Raw genomic sequence first — 20,337 nt, 5'->3', positions numbered from 1 at the left:
GGTCGGACAGCAGATTGGTCGGGAAGGAGACGGTTTTGGCTTTGCTCGGGGGCGGAGTCCTGCCCAGGGGGCCGGGTGGGCCCGGGTGAGGACCGGCCCCCGTACCCCGGCCGCAGGGATCAGCCCGGTTCGCCGGGTGCGGGGCGGTCGCCGAGCCGTAGCACCCGCAGCACCCGCAGCGCCTCCTCGGGCCCGTCGACCACCCGGACACCCTCCGGTACCGCCGGACGCCGTACGACGACCACCGGCAGCCCCGCCTCCCGCGCGGCCGTCAGCTTCGGGGCGGTCGCCGGGCCGCCGCTGTCCTTCGTGACGAGGACGTCGACGCGGTGGCGGCGCAGCAGCTCGCGTTCGCCTTCAAGGGTGAAGGGACCCCGGTCCAGCAGCACCTCCATACGGGCCGGGTGCGGGGCCTCGGGCGCGTCGACGGCACGGACGAGGAACCACAGCTCGTCCAGGGCGGCTCCCGCGAAGGCGGCCAGGCCCAGGCGTCCGGTGGTGAGGAACACGCGCCGGCCGAGCGCGGGCAGCAGCGCGGCGGCCTCCGCCAGGGAGCCGGCCCCGTGCCAGTCGTCGCCCTCGACCGGCACCCAGCCGGGACGCCGGAGCGCGAGCAGGGGAACATGGACCGCGGCGGCGGCCCGCGCCGCGTGGAAACCGATCGTGGCGGCGAAGGGATGAGTGGCGTCGATGAGCACGTCCACCCGGTGCGCGCGCAGCCACTCGGCGAGCCCCTCGGCCCCGCCGAAGCCACCGACGCGCACCTCGCCGGGCGGCAGCCGGGGCGCGGAGACCCGTCCGGCCAGCGAGTACGTCACCCGAACCCCACCCTCCTCAGCCGCCAGCAGCTCGGCGAGACGGCGGGCCTCGGCCGTTCCGCCCAGGATCAGTACATGCACGAGGACCGGGTTCCCTTCATGAGCGGCGAGCGACGAGCGGCGAGCGACGGCAGCGAGGCCGGGGGCGGGCGCGGCGCCCAACTCAAGCACACCGGCCTGCGCCCCGGCTGGACCACCGGCGCCTGCGCGACCGCCGCCACGACAGCCGCGTACACCGCCCTGCTGACCGGCGACTTTCCCGACCCGGTGACGATCACGCTGCCCAGGGGCCAGACACCGGCGTTCGCGCTGGCCACCGAGGAGCTGACCGGCTCGTACGCCATGGCGGGCATCGTCAAGGACGCGGGCGACGACCCGGACGTCACCCACGGCGCGCTGGTCCGGGCGACCGTGCGTCTGCTGCCCGCCGGGTCGGGCGTCGTCTTCCGGGCCGGTCCGGGCGTCGGCACGGTCACCCGCCCGGGACTGCCGCTGCCGGTCGGCGAACCGGCGGTCAACCCCGTCCCCCGGCAGCTGATGCGCGAGCACGTCGCCCGGGTGGCGGCCGAACACGGGAAAGGGATCGGGGGCGGGGGCGGGGACGTCGAGATCACCGTCTCCGTCGACCACGGCGAGGAGATCGCCCGGTCCACCTGGAACCCGCGTCTGGGCATCCTCGGCGGCCTGTCCATCCTCGGGACCACCGGGATCGTCGTCCCCTACTCCTGCTCGGCGTGGATCGACTCGATCCGGCGGGGCGTGGACGTGGCCCGGGCCGCCGGACACACCCATGTCGCCGGATGCACCGGCTCGACCTCGGAGAAGACGGTCGTGGCCGCCTACGGACTCCCCGAGCAGGCCCTGCTCGACATGGGCGACTTCGCGGGGGCGGTACTGAAGTACGTACGCCGTCATCCCGTCGACCGGCTCACGATCTGCGGCGGGTTCGCGAAACTGTCGAAGCTGGCCGCCGGTCACCTGGATCTGCACTCCGCCCGTTCCCAGGTCGACCTCGGCCTCCTCGCCGAACTGGCCCGGCGCGGCGGCGCGAGCGAGACCCTGGCCGCCGAGGTCGCGGACGCCAACACCGGCCTCGCGGCACTGCAGTTGTGCGCGGCGGCCGGTGTCCCGCTCGGCGACCTGGTGGCGGTGGCCGCACGCGACGAGGCCCTGACCGTGCTGCGCGGGGCGCCCGTCGCGGTCGACGTGATCTGCATCGACCGGGCGGGCGGGATCGTGGGACGCAGCGGGGTGAGCGCCGGCGGGCGCGCGTGACCGCGCTTCCGAACGCCTGACCTCCGCGTCCGACGGGCCCCGGCCCGCAACCGCCCGTCCCCGTACGGCAGTCTTCTCCCTCGTGGCGATCCTGGGGAACCTTCCGAGTCAGAGCGGGCCGAACGGGCCGAGTGGTCCGGGTGGTCCGGGTGCAGGTGATCCCGCCGCGCACATGATCGTGGCCGGGGACGACGGACTCGCGCACCGCCTGGCCCACGAACTCCGCAACGTCTACGGCGAGCAGGTCACGCTCGTCGTCCCGCCCTCGGAGCGGAACGTACGGCCGCCGGTGGTCGTCCGGCCCGCCGGAACCGCGTCGGCGCTGCTCGACCGGATGTCCGCGGCCGTCAACCGGGCGGCGGGCAACGGGACCACCGGGCCGGCCGGAAGCGGTGAACCCGGGCCGCACGCGGGGATGTTGGAGGCCGTCGAGGCGACCGAGGCCGTACTCGCCCAGGCGGGCGCGGAACGGGCCGCGGCCCTGGCCCTCGTGTACGACGACGACGAGACCAACATCCGCGCCGCACTCACCGCCCGCCGCCTCAACCCACGCCTGCGGCTCGTACTGAGGCTCTACAACCGGCGGTTGGGCCAGCACATCGAGGAACTCCTCGACCAGGCATCGGTGTTGTCGGCGGACCCCGGCGACGGCACTGCCGAGCCAGGCGACTTCGACGCGTCGACCACCGTCCTGTCCGACGCCGACACCGCCGCCCCCGCACTCGCCGCCACCGCCATCACCGGTACCAGCAAGGTCGTCCAGACCGCCGGACTGCTGCTGCGCGCGGTGGAACGGCTGCCGCCCGCGCCGGGCGAGGTCGCCGACCCCGGCCTGCACACACTCGCCCTGCTGTCCGCGACGAGCAGCGACCCGGCCGGCGCGGACGGCTCCGAGGGCAGCGGCGACCAGGGACCCCGGCTGCTCCCCGACGAGGCGGCGGTCGCGGCGGCCACCGGACGCGGGACGGTCGTGCTCCAGCAGGTGGCGTACGCGTACTCCGGGACGTCGATGTCGGGCGGGCGCGGGCGGGGCGTGGTGCCGCCGTTCGCCTCGCTGTTCTCCCGGCGGCTGCGGTGGTCGCTGGCCGGGATGGTCGGGGCCGTGATCGCCCTCGCCATCGCGCTGACCATCGCGACCGGCGACCATCCGATCCACGCGACGTACCTGACCCTGCTCGACCTCTTCGCGATCAACGACCCGGCACTCGGCGCCTCGATGCCCCGCCAGATCCTCCAACTCCTCTCCGGGCTCGTCGGGTTGCTGCTGCTGCCGGTCCTGCTGGCCGCCGTCCTGGAGGCGCTCGGTACGTTCCGCAGCGGATCCGCGGTACGGAGGCCGCCGCGCGGACTGAGCGGCCACGTGGTGCTGCTCGGGCTCGGCAAGATCGGCACCCGGGTACTGACCCGGCTGCGCGAACTGAACATCCCGGTGGTGTGCGTCGAGGCGGACCCCGACGCGCGCGGGCTCGCGACGGCACGGCGGCTGCGGGTGCCGGTGGTCCTGGGCGACGTGACCCAGGAGGGCGTCCTGGAGGCCGCGAAGATCAACCGCGCCCAGGCCCTGCTCGCCCTCACCAGCGCCGACACGACCAACCTGGAGGCGGTGCTGTACGGGCGTTCCGTACGGCCCGACCTGCGCGTCGTCCTGCGCCTGTACGACGACGACTTCGCCACCGCCGTGTACCGCACCCTGCGAGCGGCGCACCCCGGCGCCACCACCCGCAGCCGGAGCGTGTCGCATCTCGCGGCGCCCGCCTTCGCCGGGGCGATGATGGGGCGCCAGACGCAGATCCTGGGCACGATCCCGGTCGAGCGGCGGGTGCTGCTGTTCGCGGCGATGCGGGTGGGCGGGCACGCCCAGTTGGAGGGCCGGACGGTCGGGGAGGCGTTCCGTGCGGGGGCCTGGCGGGTGCTGGCGCTGGACACGGGGGTGGGTGCCGCGGGCGGCTCCGCACAGGGCGTCGGTGAGGACGGACGTCCGTCCGGGCTGGTGTGGGATCTGCCGGTGACGTATGTGCTGCGGGCGGAGGACAGGGTGGTACTGGCCGCTACGCGACGGGGGTTGGCGGAGCTGTTGGGCCGGCGGCGGGCGGAGCGGGCGGGGGTGTAGTTCCTCGGCTCCGGCGCCTCTACCCGTCCTGTTCCCGTCCTGTCCGTGATCCGTGATCCGTGCGCGGCAGTTGTGGTCGAGATGCTTCGCGACGTGCACTCGGCGGACAGCGTCAGGTCTTCCGCGGGTCTTGGCACTCACTGCCCAGCCTCCGGATGTGCGCCGCGCAGGTTCTCGTAGTGGTCGCACAGGGCATTCAAGGACCGGGAAAGACGGCGTGCGTACGCGACGTGTGAACTCGGGCCGAGGTTCGGCTTGATACGCAGCTTCCTGCGCGTCTCGGAAATGGCCATCCGAGCGTCCACTCGGGCGAGGGTGTCGTCACCGCGCCTTGCTGAGGCAACCCGCCCTACTTCGGGAATGATGAGCGCCAGGTGCCCCTTCAGCGTGAGCATCAGCGTGTGAAGTTCGTCCACGGAGGGCGGCTCGGCGTCCGGCGCCAGCAGTCGGGACGCGGTGGCGCGCATCGTCTCGACGTCGAGGGGCAGGGGGGTCTTCGGCGTCACAACCACTCTCCCCGTGAACGGGCGTTGGCCACCGCGACGGCCGAACTCAGCGCGTCGGCGCCGGTGACGGGCCGGAGATTCTCCGGACGCGCATCCCATTCCCGGCCGCCACCGACCGGCCGCACCTGCACGTACGGCCCCTCAAAGCCCATGACCTTGCCGATCCTCCCGGCGTCGGTGTCCTCGACGGTGTCGCCGAGGTTCGGCCTGTACGCGGTCATGCTCACCGGACCTCCTGCGCCGACAGGGTCAGCGCTCGCGCCTGCCCGTTCGGTGGAAAGGCGTAGGCGCGCACCGGAAGGGCTGCGCCCAGCTCGACGAACCAAGCGCGCGTCGGCACCAACCCTTGGCGCTGAGCCCTGCGACGTCGGGCGTGGACGAGGATGGCTCCCCACATCTCCGGCGACGGATCGTGCACGATCACGCCTGAGCCGTCGTCCCGGTCCGCATCAGGAGTGGGGCTGCTGAACGCAGGCGGCCCGAGCACGAGTGTTCTCACACGTTCGAGCAATCGCGGTACGAGATACACGTCGACTCCTTCATAGTCGGCCGCGCCCCGGGGTGTTCACGCACCGCCGGGGTCTGCTGGCGTCTCCCAAAGAAGGCCACGCCGTGGTCATGGCGCGGGGCACCCGCGTGCAGTCGAACGAGGCTCACGCGCGCGTCAACGATCGTCGGCACGAGCGGGAGTGCATTGGCCATCCCCGATTCCCATCTGCTGGTTTCTACGCGTGTGACAGATGGTGGGGTCCGGCAAGAGGCACAAGTACCCCAGTGAGGGGTAGTTGGGTGAGGTCGCTCAGGTGGCAGCGCACCATTCGGCGAAGTTGGTGAGGCTCTCCGAGCCAGAACGCTTCAGACGACGAAGCGTGCCGACGTCCTCACGGACCCACAGGTGTTCACGCGTGTGCTGCGGGGCGATTTGCCGCGCGACCTTCAGCGACTCGAAAGCATCATCCGCGAGCCCGGACCACAACTGGGCCCGGGCAAGCTCGATGTAGAAACCGGAGCGCCGTTCAGCCGGAAGGTCCTGGGGCGGCTTCCACTCCCCTGCGACGTCAAGGGCGCGGTGAACGTGGTCGTTTCCCAGACTGACGGCGACGGACACCTCGTGGATGCGGACGGACTCGGGACCGAACGCGGTGCCGCAGTACACGTCCTCCTGTACCTGGTCGCCAAGCGAGCGAGCCTCGCCAAGGTGAGTGGCGGCGGCGGAGGCATCATGTGCCCGGCCCGCAAGGACGGCGGCCCGCATGTGTAGTGCGCCGCGTGCTGCGATCTCCGGCGTCGTACGAGCGGCTGGTGCGGAGTCCAGGGCATGTTCCAAGGCACGCAGTCCCGCAGCGTGTGCGCGTGCGGCGAAGAAGGTCTCGGTGCGCACGTAGGCGACGGACGCTGACAGAAGCGGATCGCCTGCCTCGGGTCCGGCCCACCGCATGAGGTCGATCAGACGCGCGGACAGGTCGCGGGCACCGAACTTGTAGGCGACGGCATCCGCGGAGCGATAGGCCCTGACCAGGAGTCCAGCCAGTTCGGCTCGTTCTACGGCGGAAGCCGCGTGATAGCCCCGGGCAAGCTCGCCGAGGAGTTCAGGCAGCTCGCGGGCGATGCGGGTGTACTGCGCGGCCAGTCTCCAGCGGACGGCTGCGGCGACAACTGCGCGCAGCTCAGGGACAGGACGGACCGGGCCGTCCTCGGGAAGGTCGTACGTCGCGATCGCCGCAGACAACGCGGGCAGTGCGTCGTGGACGCGAGTGCGAGCTGTGTCCCGGTCTGCGAGGAGGAGAGTGGGATCGATACCGAGAGCGTCCGCGATGGCTTCGAGGGTGGTGCCGCTGACACCGCGCTCACCACGCTCGATCTTGCGGATGGTGCCGAGTGCCACGCAGGCGGCAGCCGCGAGTTCCTGCTGCGACATCTTCGGACGGACAACGCTGCGGTAGTAGGCGATTCGCCTTCCTACCCCGCCACGGGTGGGTGCAGCCATGGTTGCTCCAGTTCAAGGCCGGTGGGGCCGCTCGCTTCAGCCGCCGACGATCTCGGTGAGCTGAGTGAGGTTGTCGATCCGCCAGTCCGCCGTCGCGACGACATCCGGGTCGTTCGCCCACAGATGTCCCCACGGGCCGCGCCGAATGTGAGCGACACGCAGCCCGGCCGCCTTCGCCGGGAAGACGTCGTTGGCGGGATGATCGCCCACGTACACGGTCTCGCTCGGTGCCGCCTGGGCCACGTCCAGAACACGCTCGAAGAATGCTGACTGCGGCTTCGCGACACCCCACTCCCCCGACGTCACGATCAGGTCCGCCGGGAGATCCAGACCGCGCAACAACTCACCCGAACGAGTCGTCTGGTTGCCCGCGATGATGACGCGCACACCCAGCCTTCGCAGCTCGGACAGAGCAGACCGTACGTCACCGTAGAGATCGCTCTCATCGAGCTGCTCACCACGGCCGGCACCTTCACGGGCCCGGTATTCGGCGTCGATGTCGATGTCCGGCCGTACAAGACGAAGTGCGTCGGCGTTGTCGCGGCCCTGGGCCACGACAGCACCGACGAGCGCAGAGAGGGTGTGGCGGGGGACGGCCAGCCAATCGGCCCAGGAAGCCCAATAGCGGTCGTCCCGGGTGATGGTCTCTCCGACGTCCAACACAACAGTCTCAGTCACCCTGCGAGCCTAAGACAGAAGGCCGCAGGCATCATCGCCGTACGTGACTTCAAGAACCTCGACGGTCTCGCTCTGCTGAGCCGTCCACCCTGTTCGAGGCCCTCGTCACCGGTGTACGTGAGAGCCGCTCCGAGTCCTGACGCACCGAGTTGGGGCCCGCTCCAGTTCGCCGATTACTTGGCGGCGCGACGGACCGCCGCACAGAGCCGGGCAGTCGAGCAGGGCGGTGTTCCGGGTCTGCGCTATTGGGGGACGGTGACCAGGATGCGGCCGTGGCCACCGCCGGTGTCGACCTGGTCGTGGGCTTTGGCGATGTCTTCCAGCGGGTAGCGGTCGCCGAAGGCGATGGTGAGGGCGCCGACGGCGGCGGCGGAGGTGAGGTCGCGGGCGGCCTGGCGCTTGGCCTCGGCGGGGAAGTCGTCGCTGCCGAGCAGGCGGAGAGTGACGTTGTTGAACAGCAGCGGCCAGAAGGGGATCTCCGTGCGGTCCGTGCGGGTGGCGTAGGCGGCGATGACGGCGCCCTGGGCGGCGACGGCGTTGTCGAGGTCGGCGTTGTCGGACAGTGCGACCTCGATGATCCGGTCGACGCCCCGTGGCGCGTACGAGCGGATGGCCGCGGCGGGGTCGCCGGTGTCCAGGGCGACGGCGTGGGAGACGACGGCCGGATCGACGCGGTCGAGGTCCGCGGATCGGCGGACGGTCGCGATCACGGTGGCGCCGGCCCAGTGGGCGAGCTGGGCGGCCAGGGAGCCGACGCCGCCGAGAACTCCGTGGACCAGAACCAGCCGGCCGTCGACCGGGCCGTCGGCGAAGACGGTGCGGTGGGCGGTGATACCGGGGATGCCGAGGCTCGCGCCCAGCTCGTCACCGAGGTGGTCGGGCAGGGGTGCGGCCTGGTGATCGGGTACGACGGTGTACTGGGCGGCGGTGCCGAAGGGGCGGTAGGACTGGGCGCCGTACACCCAGACCCGTTGTCCGACGCGGTGGACGTCGACCCCGTCGCCCACCGCGTCGATGACTCCGGCGGCGTCGCTGTGCGGGATCACCCGCGGGAAAGGCATGGACGAGCCGAGCCAGCCGCGTCGTTTCTTGGTGTCGCCGGGGTTGACGCCCGAGACGGTGACGCGGACGCGGACCTCACCGGGGCCGGGGAGAGGATCAGGGAGTTCGCCGACCTGCAGGACATCGGCGGCGGGGCCCTGGTCGTCGTACCAGGAAGCAAGCATGGAGGTACCTCCGTGGGCGGTCAGTTCGCGGGAGCGGCGGGTGCGTGCGGATCGCTGTCGGTGCCTGCGGTGTCGAATGCGGGCGGCTTCTCCCCGAGGGCCTCGCGCAGCCAGGTCCGTTCGGCGCGGCTGGTGGCGCGGGCGGTGAGCAGCATGCCCCGCCGGTAGGGGTCGGCGATCTCCTCGGCACGCACGGGCCGCTCGCTGTCGTAGAAGAAGCTCGCCGGTTCTTCCAGGAACTCCAGCCGTCTGCGCAGCACCGCGTGCTGTTCGGCCACGTCGGGCAGGTGGGAGAGGAAGGCCAGGACGACGAAGAACCGGGTGAAGTCGGTGATCTCGTGGTCGGCGGGCTTGCGCAGGCGCTGAAACATGTCGGCCCGTCCGGCCGCGGTCAGACTGAGCACGTACCGGGACGCCCCTGCGGCCGGGTCGGCGCGCCGCTCGATCAAGTCAGCCCTGTTCAGGCGATTGATCGCCGGGTACAGGCTGCCGTCGCTGACCGGCCGCGTGTAGCCGGTCAGTTGTGAGACGCGGCGGCGCAGCTCGTGTCCGGGCAGGAGGCCCTCGGCGAGGAAGCCGAGTATCGCGAGTTCCAGCATGAGTCCATCTTCGCATGCAGACATCGAATCGATGTGAACATCGATTCGATGTTATGGTCGAGGACCCGCCCGAACGTCTCCGGAGAGGCACAGCAAGATGCCGTCGCAGTCCACCGAGTCAGTGATGAACCGTTTCGTCGAGTTCATCAACACGGGCAACGAGGATCTCGCCCGCGAGATCATTTCTCCGGACGCGGTGTTCCACGCGCCAAGCCACCCGGAACCACTGCGGGGGCCCGACGGTTACCTGGAAGTCATCGGGATGATGCGCAGCGCCTTCCCCGACGTCCAGTGGACGCTGGAGGAGACGGTCACCGAAGGCGACACCGTGGCCGCGCGGTTCACCATGCGGGGAACCCACGACGGTACGTTCTTCGGGATCCCGGCGAGCGGCAACAAGATCTCGGTGCAGGCCATGAACTTCTACTACCTGGCCGACGGCCGGATCGTCGGCGAACGGGGCCAGCCCGATCTCCTCGGCGTGATGCGGCAGATCGGTGCCGTGCCGGCGCCGTGAACCTCGTGGCGCCGGGCGAGCCTTCCGCCGCGCAGGACTGCCGCTGGACGGAGAAGGGTGGGGCGGGTGGGGCGGGTGGGCAGCACCCGCCCCCAGAACGCCCTCACGCCCCCAAGTGCCGCTCCACGAACTCCAGTTCCAGGCGGACCTGCTTGATCCGCTCGTCCACCACCAGTGAGCCGTGGCCCGCCTCGTAGCGGTACACCTCGTGGACCGCGCCCCTCGTCTCCAGGCGCTTCACGTAGTTGTCGATCTGGCGGATCGGGCAGCGCGGGTCGTTCACGCCGGCCGAGATGTACACCGGCGCCTTCACCGCGTCGACGTACGTCAGCGGTGACGACGCCTCGAAGCGTTCCGGGACCTCCTCCGGTGTGCCGCCCAGCAGCGTGCGGTCCATCGCCTTCAGCGCTTCCATCTCGTCGTGGTACGCCGTGACGTAGTCCGCGACCGGCACCGCCGCGAGGCCCAGTGCCCACGCGTCGGGCTGGACACCGAGGCCGAGCAGCGTGAGGTAGCCGCCCCAGGAACCGCCGGAGAGGATCAGCCGGTCGGGGTCCGCGAGGCCCGAGCCCACCGCCCATTCCCGTACCGCCGCGATGTCCTCCAGCTCGATCAGACCGACCCGGTGCTTGAGGGCGTCGGTCCACTCACGCCCGTACCCGGTGGATCCCCGGTAGTTGACCCGCACCACCGCGTACCCGTGGTCGACCCAGGCCGCCGGGCCCGCCGCGAACGAGTCGCTGTCGTGCCAGGTGGGCCCGCCGTGGATGTCGAAGACCGTCGGGAACGGGCCGTCCGCTCCCGCCGGCTTCTGCACCAGGGCGTGGATACGGCCCCCCGGCCCCTCCACCCACACGTCCTCCACGGGCACCGAACCCGGGGACTTCAGCCCGGGCGGGTCCAGGACCACCGCTCCGGTCGTCGAGCGCACCGACGACGGCCGCTCCGACGACGACCACAGGTACTCCACGCTGCCGTCGGGCCGGGCCGTCGCCCCCGAGACCGTGCCGGGGGGCGTGGGCACCTTCACCAGCTCGCGCGAGTCCAGGTCGTAACGGAACAGCTCGCTGCGCGCCTCGAAGCCGTGGGCGATCAGGAGTCCGGAGCCGTCCGGATACCACTCCGCGCTGACATCGCCCGGCAGGTCGAGGCCGAGGTCCGTCTCCTCCCCGCTCACCACGTCCCACACGAGGGGCTCCCAGCGCCCGCGCCGCTGATGCCCGACGAGCAGCCGTGTGTCGCCCTCCACCGGAGCGAAGCCCAGCACCTCCAGGCCCAGCTCCTCCGCGCCGCCCTTGGTGTCGTCGAGCTCGGCGACCGTCGTACCGTCCGGGCGCAGGACGCGCAGCGCCGAGTGCATCGCGTCGCCGTGCTCCGTGTGCTCGATCGCGATCAGCGAACCGTCGTGCGAGAGGTCGCCGACGCCCGCCGACTCGCGGTGCCGGTAGATCACCACCGGGGGCGCGCCGGCCACCGCCAGATGGATCGTCGTGCCGTCCTCGTCCGTCGAGCGCCCCACGACCGCCGTACGACCGTCCCGGGCGAGCGCGAGCCCCGCCGGGTACGAGGCCTCCAGACCGGGCGTCGCGACCTCGTCCTCGCCGCCCGCGAACGGCTGCCGGCGCCATACGCCGAACTCGTCGCCGTCCTTGTCGTCGAACCACCAGATCCACTCGCCGTCGGGCGACAGCACACCGTCCGTCGTGCCGTTCGGCCGGTTCGTCACCTGGCGCTGCTCGCCCGTGGCACGGTCCCAGGCGTAGATCTCGTACGTCCCCGTCGCGTTGGACACGAACAGGGACCGGTCGGGGGCGTCTTCCGCCCAGTCGGGGAGGGAGACCCGCGGGGCTCGGAACCGCTTCTCCCAGTCGGGCATGGCTTCTGCGTAGCTCATGTCTCTATGTAACCCGATCGGCGGTCTGCTGCGGCGCACGATCTAACGCTGAAGCGGTGTCCCGCCGGATCGGTCGCCGCCGGAGTCCGGCAGGGCCGTGTGGACGTCCTTCCTCGACGCGCCCAGCTTCGTCAGCACCCGGGCCACGTGTTTCTCGACTGTGCGCGGGGACAGGAACAGGGTCTCGGCGATGTCCTGGTTGGTGGCCCCGCCGGACAGCAACTCGGCGACCTCCAGTTCCCGGGGCGACAGCTCGCTCCCGTAGCCGCGCCGGCCACGGCGCCCCACCGCCGCCACGCCGAGTTCACGCAGGCGGTGCTGGCAGCGCGCGGCGTCACCGGTCGCACCCAGGTCGGTGTAGCCGCGCACGGCCTCGGCCAGGTGTCCGGCCGCGTCCTCCGGTTCGGCGCACGTCAGGGCGTCGCCCCGGTGTTCGGCGGCCTTGGCCACCTCGTAGGGGCGGCCGATCTCCTGCCACCTCCGCTGCGACTCGGCGAAGTGCTCGGCGGCTTTCACCCGCTCGGTGGTCGCCGTCGGCCCGGTGGCGCGGAGCAGCAGCAGCCCCTGGGCCAGTTCCAGTTCGGCCAGGGCAGCCGGCGCGTCCCGGTCGCGGACACCGGACTCGGCCTCCGTCACGAGTTGTTCGGCCGCCGTGCGGTGCCCGCAGCCCAGCGCGGCCTCGACCGCGACGGGAAGCAGGCCGAAGGTCCGTGTCCAGGAACCGAGTTCACGCAACGTCGACAACGCCGGTTCGGCGGCCGCCCAGGCCGCCCGCGGGTCGTGCTGGGCGAGCCGGACAGCCGTGAGTGCGGCGGCGATCCCCATGGTGACGTCCGCCGAGGTGCCTCCGTGCTCCGCGGCGGCGATGAAGTTGTCGAGGGCCCGGGAGTGCCTGCCCTGGGCGAGGGCATGGTGTCCCTGGTACAGCAGTCGGTCGACCTCGACCTGTCTCATATCGGGGTGGGCACGTCCCAGGGCCGCGTACTCGCCGTCCAGGTCGGCCCAGCGGCAGACCAGCCGGTCGATGCACAGTTCCTGGGCGCGGACGAGGCACTCGAACGGCCGACCGTCCACGCCGTCGGCCAGGTCCCTCATCTCGAGCAGCAGGGCGCGGGCCCGCCGGTCGTGGCCCAGCTGGATGGCCTCGGCGGTGAGGTTGTAGAGGGCGAAAATGGTCTGGCTCAGCACCACGCCGTCAGCGCCGCGCCGCGGCAGCCGGTCCACCAAGGGCCAGACGGCGGGATCACCGTCCCTGGCCATCAACAGCAGTCGGGTGATCCTGACCGCCATCCGACTCGCCTCGTCGGTACCGTCCGCCACGGCCTGCTCGGCCCGGCCGAGCCATTTCCACCCCTGCGTGGCGACGCCGTCCAGGTCGTTCAGGGCCAGCGCGATCATCGCCTTCACCGCCTTGTGCGGGAGGGTGGCCAGCTCGTCGATGGCGTGTTCGAGCTCGCGGAAGCCGGCAGGGTCGCGGTCGATGTTGAGCATGTTCAGACCGAGTCCCATGCGGATCTCACCCCGGGTGGCCGCAGGCAGCCGCGGATCGGCCAGCACGGCGCGCAGCTCGCGGACGGTCGCCGCGTAGTCGATGCCGAAGTTGACGATCCGGGCGAGCGCGAGCGCGGCCCGGGAACGTCGCTCGGTGTCCGCCCCGGACTGGGCCAGGATCTGGTGCAGGAGCGTGACCGCGGTGCCGGTGTCGCCCAGCGCGACGGCCTGTTCGGCGGCCTCCTCGGTGCGATCGAGCCAGCCCGGCTGGTCGCCGACGGCGAGCGTGTGGTGCGCGATCTGCACCAGCGGCAGCGGGTCGTGCGTCTGGAGCTCGTCGATGGCACGCCGGTGCAGGCGGACCCGGCGCGGCCCGAGGATCCGCCGGTAGGCGACCTGCTGGGCCAGCACGTGGCGGAAGGCGTACCGGCCGGTGGCGGTCTCGCGCAGCACCGCCGCCCGCAACGCCTCGGTCAGCGCTTCGGCGGCCGGGTCGCCGTCCAGTCCCGCGACCTCGGCGAGCAGCGCCTCGGTGGCGGGCACCGCCAGTACGGCCGCCGCGTCCACCACCGCCGCCCCGGCCTGGGACAGCGATGTCAGACGCTCGGTGACCGCTTCCCGCAGACCGCTGGGCACAGCGGCCCGCTCCAGCTCCCCGACGTCGCGGCGGGCCTGGGCCCGGAGCGTGAGCAGGTCTTCCTCGGCGACCAGCGGCAGGCCCTCACTGCGGCGGTGAAGCACCGTGCACAGCTCGGGCGTGGCCTGTGCGCCGAGCGCGATCGCGGCCAGGTCGGCGATGTCCGTCCCGGTGAGCGGCGACAGCCGGATCACGGTGCCGTCCGCACCGGGCGGAGGCCGGTAGGCCGCGCCCAGGACGGGGGTCCCGGGCGGCAGGTCCTCGGCCCGGTAGGTCACCACCAGTGCGAAGTGCTCGGGCAGGTCCCGGGCGAGCAACAGAAGCAGCTCGCGGGTCGCGTCGTCGACCCAGTGGAGGTCTTCGACCACCATCACCACCCGCCCGATCGAGGCGAGCACCGTGCGCACGGCCCGGATCAACCGGTGGCGTGCCGCACGCGGGTCACCCGGTTCGGGCGGTGCCGGTGGCAGGCGGTCGGCCAGGTCCGGCAGCAGCGGAGCCAGCGCGCCGGCCGTCGGCGGAAGACCGGTGTCCGGCAGCCACGGACCGACCTTGCCGAGCGCGTCCACCACCGGCCCGTAGGGCAGGGGCTCGCGCAGCGGGTGACAGAAACCGGTGACCACCCGCCAGCCCTCCGACCGCAGGATCGCGGTGGCCTCCTTCACCAGCCGGGACTTCCCCATGCCGGCGTCGCCCTCCACCATCACCACAGCCGGTGGCCGCCGAACGGCGTTGAGCAGCCGGTCGAGTTCGGGGCGGCGTCCGACGAACGCGAAGCCCCGTCCGAAGCCCGCGGCACCACACTGGTCAGCCGTCCCGGCCATCCCGTCACCGTCCTCAGCGGACACTGCTGCCGTGCGCCGCTACCCATCTTGGCGGCCGTACATACCCACTCTAAGCGGCCCCCATTGTTCCGTCCGGCCGGTACCGGCAGCGTCGAACATGCGCCCCGGGCAGCGTGTCCCAGCCCAGGTGCGTGCTCAGGCAGGGTGCGTGCTCAGGCAGGGAAGGAAAGATGGGTCGTCCCGAGAAACCGCTGGATCCCGGCGAAGGTCCCGTTCAGCGCTTCGCGAGCGAACTGCGTGCGCTGCGGAGCGACGCCGGCAGCCCCACCTACCGTTCGATGGCGTGCCGTGCCCACTACTCCCCCACCGCGCTGGCCCAGGCCGCCGCGGGCGACCGGCTGCCGTCCCTGGCCGTGGTCGTGGCCTTCGCCCGGGCCTGTGGCGGGAATCCGGACGAATGGCAGCGACGGTGGTCGCGGGCCGCCGAGGAGTCGGCCGCGTTCCGGGACGACGACGTCGCCCTGTCGCCCTACCGGGGGCTGGAGCGGTTCGAGAGTGAGCAGCGGCACCTGTTCTTCGGGCGCGACCGTGTGGTGGACAGCCTGCTCGACCTCATACGCACAAAGCGGTTCGCCGCGCTGTCCGGACCGTCGGGCAGCGGGAAGTCCTCGCTGCTGCGCGCCGGCCTGCTGCCGGTCCTGCGAGATGCCGCGCGGTGCGTCGGACACCCGGTCACCGTCCACCTGATCACGCCGGGACCACGGCCGGCGACCACGTACGAGCAGCTGTTGTCGCCCGGCGCCGACGACCCGGAACGCTGGATCGTCGTCGACGAGTCCCACGAGCCGGGCACGCCGGTGCCGGACCTGGACGAGCGGCTGCGGTTCGTCGAACTGCTGGTGGCCGCGCGGCGACCGGAATCGCGGCTGAGGGTGGTCCTCGGCCTCAGGCCGGACTTCCTGTGGTGGTGCCCGCGTCGGACACCCTGGCTCGACGCACTGACCGACTGCACCGTGCGGATGCCGGGGATGACGTCGGCGGAGCTGCGCGAGGCGATCGTCCGCCCGGCGGCGGCGGCCGGGCTCGCCGTGGAACGTGATCTCACGGCCCGGCTGGTCGACGACTTCCTCGGGCAGCCCACCATGCTGCCCATGCTCTCGAACGCGTTGCTGCGCGTCTGGTGCCGCCGGCGCGGCCGGGTGCTCACCCTGGCCGACTACGAGGAGACGGGCGGGGTGCGGGGCGCCCTCGCCACCACCGCGGAGGAAGTGTTCGACCGGCTGTGCGCCCGGCAGCGGCTCACCGCGCGCAGGGTGCTGCGCCGTTTTGTCGCCCCCGACGAGAACCGCTCCTACGTGCGCCGGCCGGTGCGGCCGTCCGAGCTGCGCGCGTTCGAGGACCGGGAGACGCGGCCGGTGCTGAACACGCTGGTCGGCGCCCGGCTCGTCACACTCGGCGAGGACTCCGCGGAGCTCACCCACGACGCCGTGATCAGCGAGTCTCCCAGGCTGCGTCGGTGGCTGGAGGAGGACCGCGAGCGCCTGCTGCACCACCGGTATCTGACCGAGGCGGCGGGAGCCTGGCAGGAGCTCGGCCACGACGAGTGCGACCTCTATCGCGGCAAGCGCCTCGCCATCGCGGAAAGCCTTTTCCCCCGCTGTCAGGAACCCGACGAGCTGACCGGTCTGGAACGCGAGTTCCTCACCGCTTCCCGCCACGCTCAGGGGCACCGCCCCGCCGCGTGACCACAACGCGTGGACGCGGCAGAAGGGGGTGTGACCGCCGTGCGGCGGTCACACCCCCTTCGGATGTGCTAGCTCCGTCCCGCGTAGTGGAACGTCGAGTAGTGGTCGTTGGTCCAGAACAGGTCGCCGGTACCGATCGCCCTGACGATCCGGTTGGCGTCACGCCGGGGAACCACGTCGTCCCGCTGACGGTCGTAGATGGTCGTGTTGTACTCCTGGAAGGTCCCCGTGTACCCGTGGCTGGAGCTGGGGGCCGCCGGGCTGTTCATGAAGTTGATGAGGCCCTGGTCGCGGTCGTAGAACCGGCCGCCGGTGAAGACGAAGTCGGAGTGGGTAACCCCGTTGCTGTCAGTCCAGCGGGCCGCCTCGATCCACTCCCGGTCACCGAGGTTGCGCCAGTTCGGCCATCCCATATTCTCCCAGAAGTCGATGCCCAATTCCATGTTGCTCGGCGGATTCTGGGTGTGCTGGGAACTACCCGAGACCGGCGCCGGCTGCGCCGAAGCGACACCGGGGGCGGCGACACCTATTCCCAGGGCGAGCGTGGAGGCGACGAAGCCCACGGCGAACGCACGCCTGCTCTTGACAACGAGTTTCTTCATGCTGATCGGATTCTCTTTCACTTGCCACTCCGCCGTGTTCGGCGGCCTACGGCAAATCCTCACATCCGAGCAATTGTCCAGCTATCCCCTGCCGATTGGTGTGGACAATCCGCCGCTCGAGCGACGGCCATCCGATTGCCGGCGGCAGGATGCGGCCTTCCCGCATGACCAGCTGACGGCTTTGACTGCGCTGACGGCCCCGGCCGACCCCGCGAACCCGGCGCCCACCCCCGCCCCGTACCTTGGAAGGCGTGTACCGGTTTCTGCTGACGCCCCGTTGGTGGGGGATCAACGTCTTCGTGCTGCTCGCCATCCCCTTCTGCGTGTTCATGGGGTCCTGGCAGCTGAGCCGGTTCGAGGACCGGGTGCAGGACCACCGGACCGCCACGAAGGAGGTCTCCGCCGAGAAGGAGGAGGCCGCCCGGCCGCTGGCCGAGCTGCTGCCCGTAGACGAGAAGACCTCCGGGGACCGTGTCACCGTCACCGGGCGATACGCCCGCCAACTGCTCGTCCCGGACCGGCAGCTCGACGACCGGAACGGCTACTACGTACTGACCCTGCTGCGCACCGACGGGGGCCGGGCACTGCCCGTCGTACGGGGCTGGCTGCCCGGTACCCCCGACCCCGCGAAGGCCCCCGCCCCGCCCACCGGCGAGGTCACCGTCACCGGTGCGCTCCAGGCGTCGGAGTCACCGGGGTCCAACGGCGTGAGCGCGGTGGGCGGTCTCCCGGCCGGGCAGACCGGCGCGATCAGCGCCGCCTCCCTGGTGAACCTCGTGCCGTACGACGTGTACGACGCCTGGGTGACCCTCGACAAGGGCGACTCCGGCATGAAGGCCGTACCGGCGACCGCGCCCGCGAACACCGGCCTCGACCTGAAGGCGTTCCAGAACCTCGGCTACACCGGCGAGTGGTTCGTCTTCGCGGGCTTCGTCGTCTTCATGTGGTTCCGACTGGTGCGCCGCGAGGCGGAGTTCGCCCGGGACGCGGAACTGGGGCTCCTCCCCGACCGGACGCCCACCGGGACGGCCGACAAGACCGCCGACGAAACGCCCTCCGCGGATCCGACGCGGGAAGGCGCCAGCGCCTGACCAGGATCCTGGTCAGGTTCCTGACGAGGATGTCGGGCGGCCGACCGGGACGCGTGGCCGGGCCCGCCCGTACGTGACCGCTACGCGCTCTCCGCCATGACCCCGGTCCTGTACACCGTGCCCGCGCACGCGTTGGACACCGTCGTCGTCACCGAGGGCGAGCCGGCCTCCGCCGTGTAGGTCACCGCCACGCTGCCGTCGGCCAACGTGCCGTCCTCCGTCAGCAGCTGGGACGTGGTGCCCGCGTCGCCACCCGCCGTGGTCGTGGACGAGTCGGTGCTCTCGGTCGGAGTGGGCGTCGGGGACTCCGTGGAGCCGCCCGTCGTACCGCCGTCGGAGCCGGTACCGGTCGTGGGGCACGTCTCCGAGGGCACCCAGGCGAACTGCACCGTGTACGCCGCGCCCGGCGCCAGAACCAGACCGCTGACCGAGAGGCCCGGGTCGGGCAGGCCGCCGGCCGCGTCCCCCGCCGTGTGGTCGGCGGTGCCGATCTTCGACGAGTCCGCCGCGCCCTGTGCCAGCGGGGACACCGAGCCGGTGCCGCCGACCGTACAGCTGGCGCTGGAGACGTTGACGACCCGGAACGTGCCGTAGACCGCGCCGCCCGCGTCGGGGGCGCCGACCGACCCGGTGGCCGAGCCCAGCTGGGTGGCGTCGCAGGTGGCCGGGGTCTGCGGGGTGTCCGACTGGTTGGAACTCCCGGTGGTGCTGCCGCTGCCGCCGCCCTTGTCGGGGTCGCTCGCGCCGCCCGACGGGGTGCTCGTCGGCTTGTCCTTGACCGTGCCGGAGTTGCCCCCGGAGGTGCTCTCGCCGCCGTCCGGGCCCTTGCTCGTGCCCTTGTCCCCGTCGGTCGCCGAGCCGTGGCCCGCGTTGACGGAGGGGCCGGACGCGGCGCCGTTGACGTTCGAGACGTGCAGCAGGGCCGGGACGGCCGTGCCGATGAACAGCGCGGCGGCGGCCAGACCGATGGCGGCGTGCCGCTTACGGGCCCGTCGGGCGGGCACCGCCCGCCGAAGATGGTCCAGCACCGCGTCGGTCGGCTGGATTCCGCCCACCGCCTGGTGCAGCATCGTGCGCAGTGCCAGCTCTTCCGAGCCGAGCCCGTCCAGGGCCTCGTCGTCGGGGCCGTGATTCACAGTTCCGTTCCCAGCGTGCGATTGCTTGTGCTCTTGCTCATGGCGGCGAGGTCCGTGGACTCCGGCCGCCCAACTCCCGTTGGATCGGGCCCCCTTGCCGGAAACCCTACCGGCCCGAAACTCCGCGGGCCGGAAACCGTCGCTCCCCGATCCGGCATCCCCGCGCCCTTCGCGCCCGGCAGCCGCCGAGTCCGAAACGTCGCGTTCGGAGGGCTCGCGTTCGGAGCCCTCGGTTTCCGAGACCTCAGGTGCCGGCACCGGGGATGCCGACGCCTCGGATCCCGGCGCCTCCGAGCTCGAAGCCTTCGGTCCTCGCGCCTCGGGTCCCGAAGCCTCCGGTCCTGTCACCTCGGGGCCCTGCGCCTGCTCCCGCTCCCGATTCCGCTCGCGGCCCTGCTCCCGGTCCTGGCCGTGATCGCCGCTCATGCCGGTTCCTCCATGGCGATGCGCAGCGCGGCGATGCCCCGTGAGCCGTACGCCTTCACCGAGCCGAGCGATATGCCCAGCGTCTCGGCGACCTGCGCCTCGGTCATGTCCGAGAAGTAGCGCAGGACGAGAACCTCGCGCTGGCGGCGCTGCAGGCCCTTCATCGCCTTGATGAGGGAGTCGCGCTCCAGCAGGTCGTACGCCCCCTCCTCCGCGCTCGCCATGTCCGGCATCGGCTTGGAGAGGAGCTTCAGGCCGAGGATGCGGCGGCGCAGCGCGGAGCGGGAGAGGTTCACCACCGTCTGGCGCAGATAGGCGAGCGTCTTCTCCGGGTCACGGACGCGCTTGCGCGCGGAGTGGACCCGTATGAACGCCTCCTGGACGACGTCCTCGCAGGACGCGGTGTCGTCGAGGAGGAGCGCGGCGAGGCCGAGGAGGGAGCGGTAGTGGGCGCGGTACGTCTCGGTCAGGTGATCGACCGTCGTCCCCGCCGCCACGCTCTCGTCGGCGCCGTCACGCTGGTTGGGTATGCGGGCCGGCCGCGCTGCGGGCATCGGCGCGATCACCGGCATGCCGCCGTGCGCACCCGGCACGCGGGGTCGGCGGGGCGGACGCAGGGCTGTGCCGCGCGTCGCCGTTCTGAAGTCCAGTACCTCTGCCACGCATGTTGGACACGCATCCCCCCGTCAGGGTTGTACGCATCCGGCATCACTTTTGCGTCGTACGACACAGCCACCCTCATGCGTCCCGCTCTTCCCCTAAATCCATGGTCACCGCGCGTCCCCCGCATGGTCACGACGTCCCACGCCCTGGA

18 protein-coding genes are annotated in these 20,337 nt (G+C 71.8%); 5 read left to right on the top strand and 13 right to left on the bottom strand.

Going from position 1 to position 20,337, the window contains the following annotated elements; all coding sequences use genetic code 11:
* Window positions 1-119: 119 nt before the first annotated feature.
* The gene (locus tag PV734_RS23200) at window positions 120-899 is read right to left on the bottom strand and encodes a cobalt-precorrin-6A reductase (protein WP_319291425.1); all 780 of its coding nucleotides are present in this window, start codon (window positions 897-899) and stop codon (window positions 120-122) included.
* Window positions 900-917: 18 nt separating this feature from the next.
* Between PV734_RS23200 and PV734_RS23195 the strand changes: the two genes are divergently transcribed.
* A complete protein-coding gene (locus PV734_RS23195; protein ID WP_319093047.1) occupies window positions 918-2,093 on the top strand; it encodes a cobalt-precorrin-5B (C(1))-methyltransferase in 1,176 nt (391 codons plus the stop codon).
* Between the two features lie 172 nt (window positions 2,094-2,265).
* On the top strand, window positions 2,266-4,203 hold the full coding sequence (locus PV734_RS23190) for a potassium channel family protein (protein WP_319092777.1): 1,938 nt from the start codon (window positions 2,266-2,268) through the stop codon (window positions 4,201-4,203).
* Between the two features lie 137 nt (window positions 4,204-4,340).
* Here PV734_RS23190 and PV734_RS23185 read toward each other — a convergent pair whose 3' ends face one another.
* The 7 genes from PV734_RS23185 to PV734_RS23155 all read right to left on the bottom strand — a co-directional run bounded on the left by PV734_RS23185 (window position 4,341) and on the right by PV734_RS23155 (window position 9,199).
* Window positions 4,341-4,709: a DUF6415 family natural product biosynthesis protein gene (locus PV734_RS23185; RefSeq protein ID WP_319291423.1), complete on the bottom strand. Its 369-nt coding sequence runs from the start codon at window positions 4,707-4,709 to the stop codon at window positions 4,341-4,343.
* Window positions 4,706-4,930 carry a hypothetical protein gene (locus PV734_RS23180; protein ID WP_319092779.1) on the bottom strand — a complete coding sequence of 75 codons (225 nt, stop codon included), beginning with the start codon at window positions 4,928-4,930 and terminating at the stop codon, window positions 4,706-4,708. The genes PV734_RS23185 and PV734_RS23180 overlap by 4 nt, the downstream gene beginning before the upstream one ends.
* Window positions 4,931-4,932: 2 nt before the next feature.
* A complete protein-coding gene (locus tag PV734_RS23175; protein WP_319092780.1) occupies window positions 4,933-5,238 on the bottom strand; it encodes a hypothetical protein in 306 nt (101 codons plus the stop codon).
* A gap of 270 nt (window positions 5,239-5,508) precedes the next feature.
* Window positions 5,509-6,696, bottom strand: a complete 1,188-nt coding sequence (locus tag PV734_RS23170; protein WP_319092781.1) for a helix-turn-helix transcriptional regulator — start codon at window positions 6,694-6,696, stop codon at window positions 5,509-5,511.
* A gap of 36 nt (window positions 6,697-6,732) precedes the next feature.
* Window positions 6,733-7,374: an HAD family hydrolase gene (locus PV734_RS23165; protein WP_319092782.1), complete on the bottom strand. Its 642-nt coding sequence runs from the start codon at window positions 7,372-7,374 to the stop codon at window positions 6,733-6,735.
* 242 nt (window positions 7,375-7,616) lie between these two features.
* Entirely contained in the window at window positions 7,617-8,600 is a 984-nt protein-coding gene (locus PV734_RS23160; protein WP_319291420.1) for an NADPH:quinone reductase, read from the bottom strand.
* A 20-nt stretch (window positions 8,601-8,620) separates the two neighbouring features.
* A complete protein-coding gene (locus tag PV734_RS23155; protein ID WP_319291417.1) occupies window positions 8,621-9,199 on the bottom strand; it encodes a PadR family transcriptional regulator in 579 nt (192 codons plus the stop codon).
* 124 nt (window positions 9,200-9,323) lie between these two features.
* Here PV734_RS23155 and PV734_RS23150 point away from each other — a divergent pair, with 124 nt between their 5' ends.
* Entirely contained in the window at window positions 9,324-9,716 is a 393-nt protein-coding gene (locus tag PV734_RS23150) for an ester cyclase (RefSeq protein WP_319291415.1), read from the top strand.
* Window positions 9,717-9,819: 103 nt separating this feature from the next.
* On the opposite strand, the gene PV734_RS23145 is transcribed toward PV734_RS23150, so the two are convergent.
* A complete protein-coding gene (locus PV734_RS23145; RefSeq protein ID WP_319291412.1) occupies window positions 9,820-11,610 on the bottom strand; it encodes a prolyl oligopeptidase family serine peptidase in 1,791 nt (596 codons plus the stop codon).
* Window positions 11,611-11,652: 42 nt separating this feature from the next.
* Complete coding sequence (locus PV734_RS23140; RefSeq protein ID WP_319291410.1) at window positions 11,653-14,562, bottom strand: ATP-binding protein; 2,910 nt, start codon at window positions 14,560-14,562, stop codon at window positions 11,653-11,655.
* Window positions 14,563-14,753: 191 nt separating this feature from the next.
* Here PV734_RS23140 and PV734_RS23135 point away from each other — a divergent pair, with 191 nt between their 5' ends.
* Window positions 14,754-16,268 (top strand): helix-turn-helix transcriptional regulator, encoded by a 1,515-nt coding sequence (locus tag PV734_RS23135; protein WP_319291408.1) that lies wholly within the window; start codon window positions 14,754-14,756, stop codon window positions 16,266-16,268.
* Between the two features lie 68 nt (window positions 16,269-16,336).
* Here the strand turns inward: PV734_RS23135 and PV734_RS23130 are convergent, their stop codons facing one another.
* On the bottom strand, window positions 16,337-16,870 hold the full coding sequence (locus PV734_RS23130) for a hypothetical protein (protein ID WP_319092789.1): 534 nt from the start codon (window positions 16,868-16,870) through the stop codon (window positions 16,337-16,339).
* 251 nt (window positions 16,871-17,121) lie between these two features.
* On the opposite strand from PV734_RS23130, the gene PV734_RS23125 reads away from it, so the two are divergent.
* On the top strand, window positions 17,122-17,961 hold the full coding sequence (locus PV734_RS23125) for an SURF1 family protein (RefSeq protein WP_319291405.1): 840 nt from the start codon (window positions 17,122-17,124) through the stop codon (window positions 17,959-17,961).
* Between the two features lie 80 nt (window positions 17,962-18,041).
* Here PV734_RS23125 and PV734_RS23120 read toward each other — a convergent pair whose 3' ends face one another.
* Together PV734_RS23120 and PV734_RS23115 are read right to left on the bottom strand one after the other, a co-directional pair.
* Window positions 18,042-19,097 (bottom strand): hypothetical protein, encoded by a 1,056-nt coding sequence (locus tag PV734_RS23120; protein WP_319291403.1) that lies wholly within the window; start codon window positions 19,095-19,097, stop codon window positions 18,042-18,044.
* 422 nt (window positions 19,098-19,519) lie between these two features.
* On the bottom strand, window positions 19,520-20,185 hold the full coding sequence (locus tag PV734_RS23115; RefSeq protein WP_319092792.1) for a SigE family RNA polymerase sigma factor: 666 nt from the start codon (window positions 20,183-20,185) through the stop codon (window positions 19,520-19,522).
* Between the last annotated feature and the right edge of the window lie 152 nt (window positions 20,186-20,337).

Source organism: Streptomyces sp. AK08-02, from assembly GCF_033795085.1.
In the GTDB taxonomy this organism is placed as follows: Bacteria; Actinomycetota; Actinomycetes; order Streptomycetales; family Streptomycetaceae; genus Streptomyces; species Streptomyces echiniscabiei.
The sequence above is the reverse complement of the archived record's forward strand: the minus strand, read 5'-3'. Positions and strand labels throughout refer to the sequence as shown.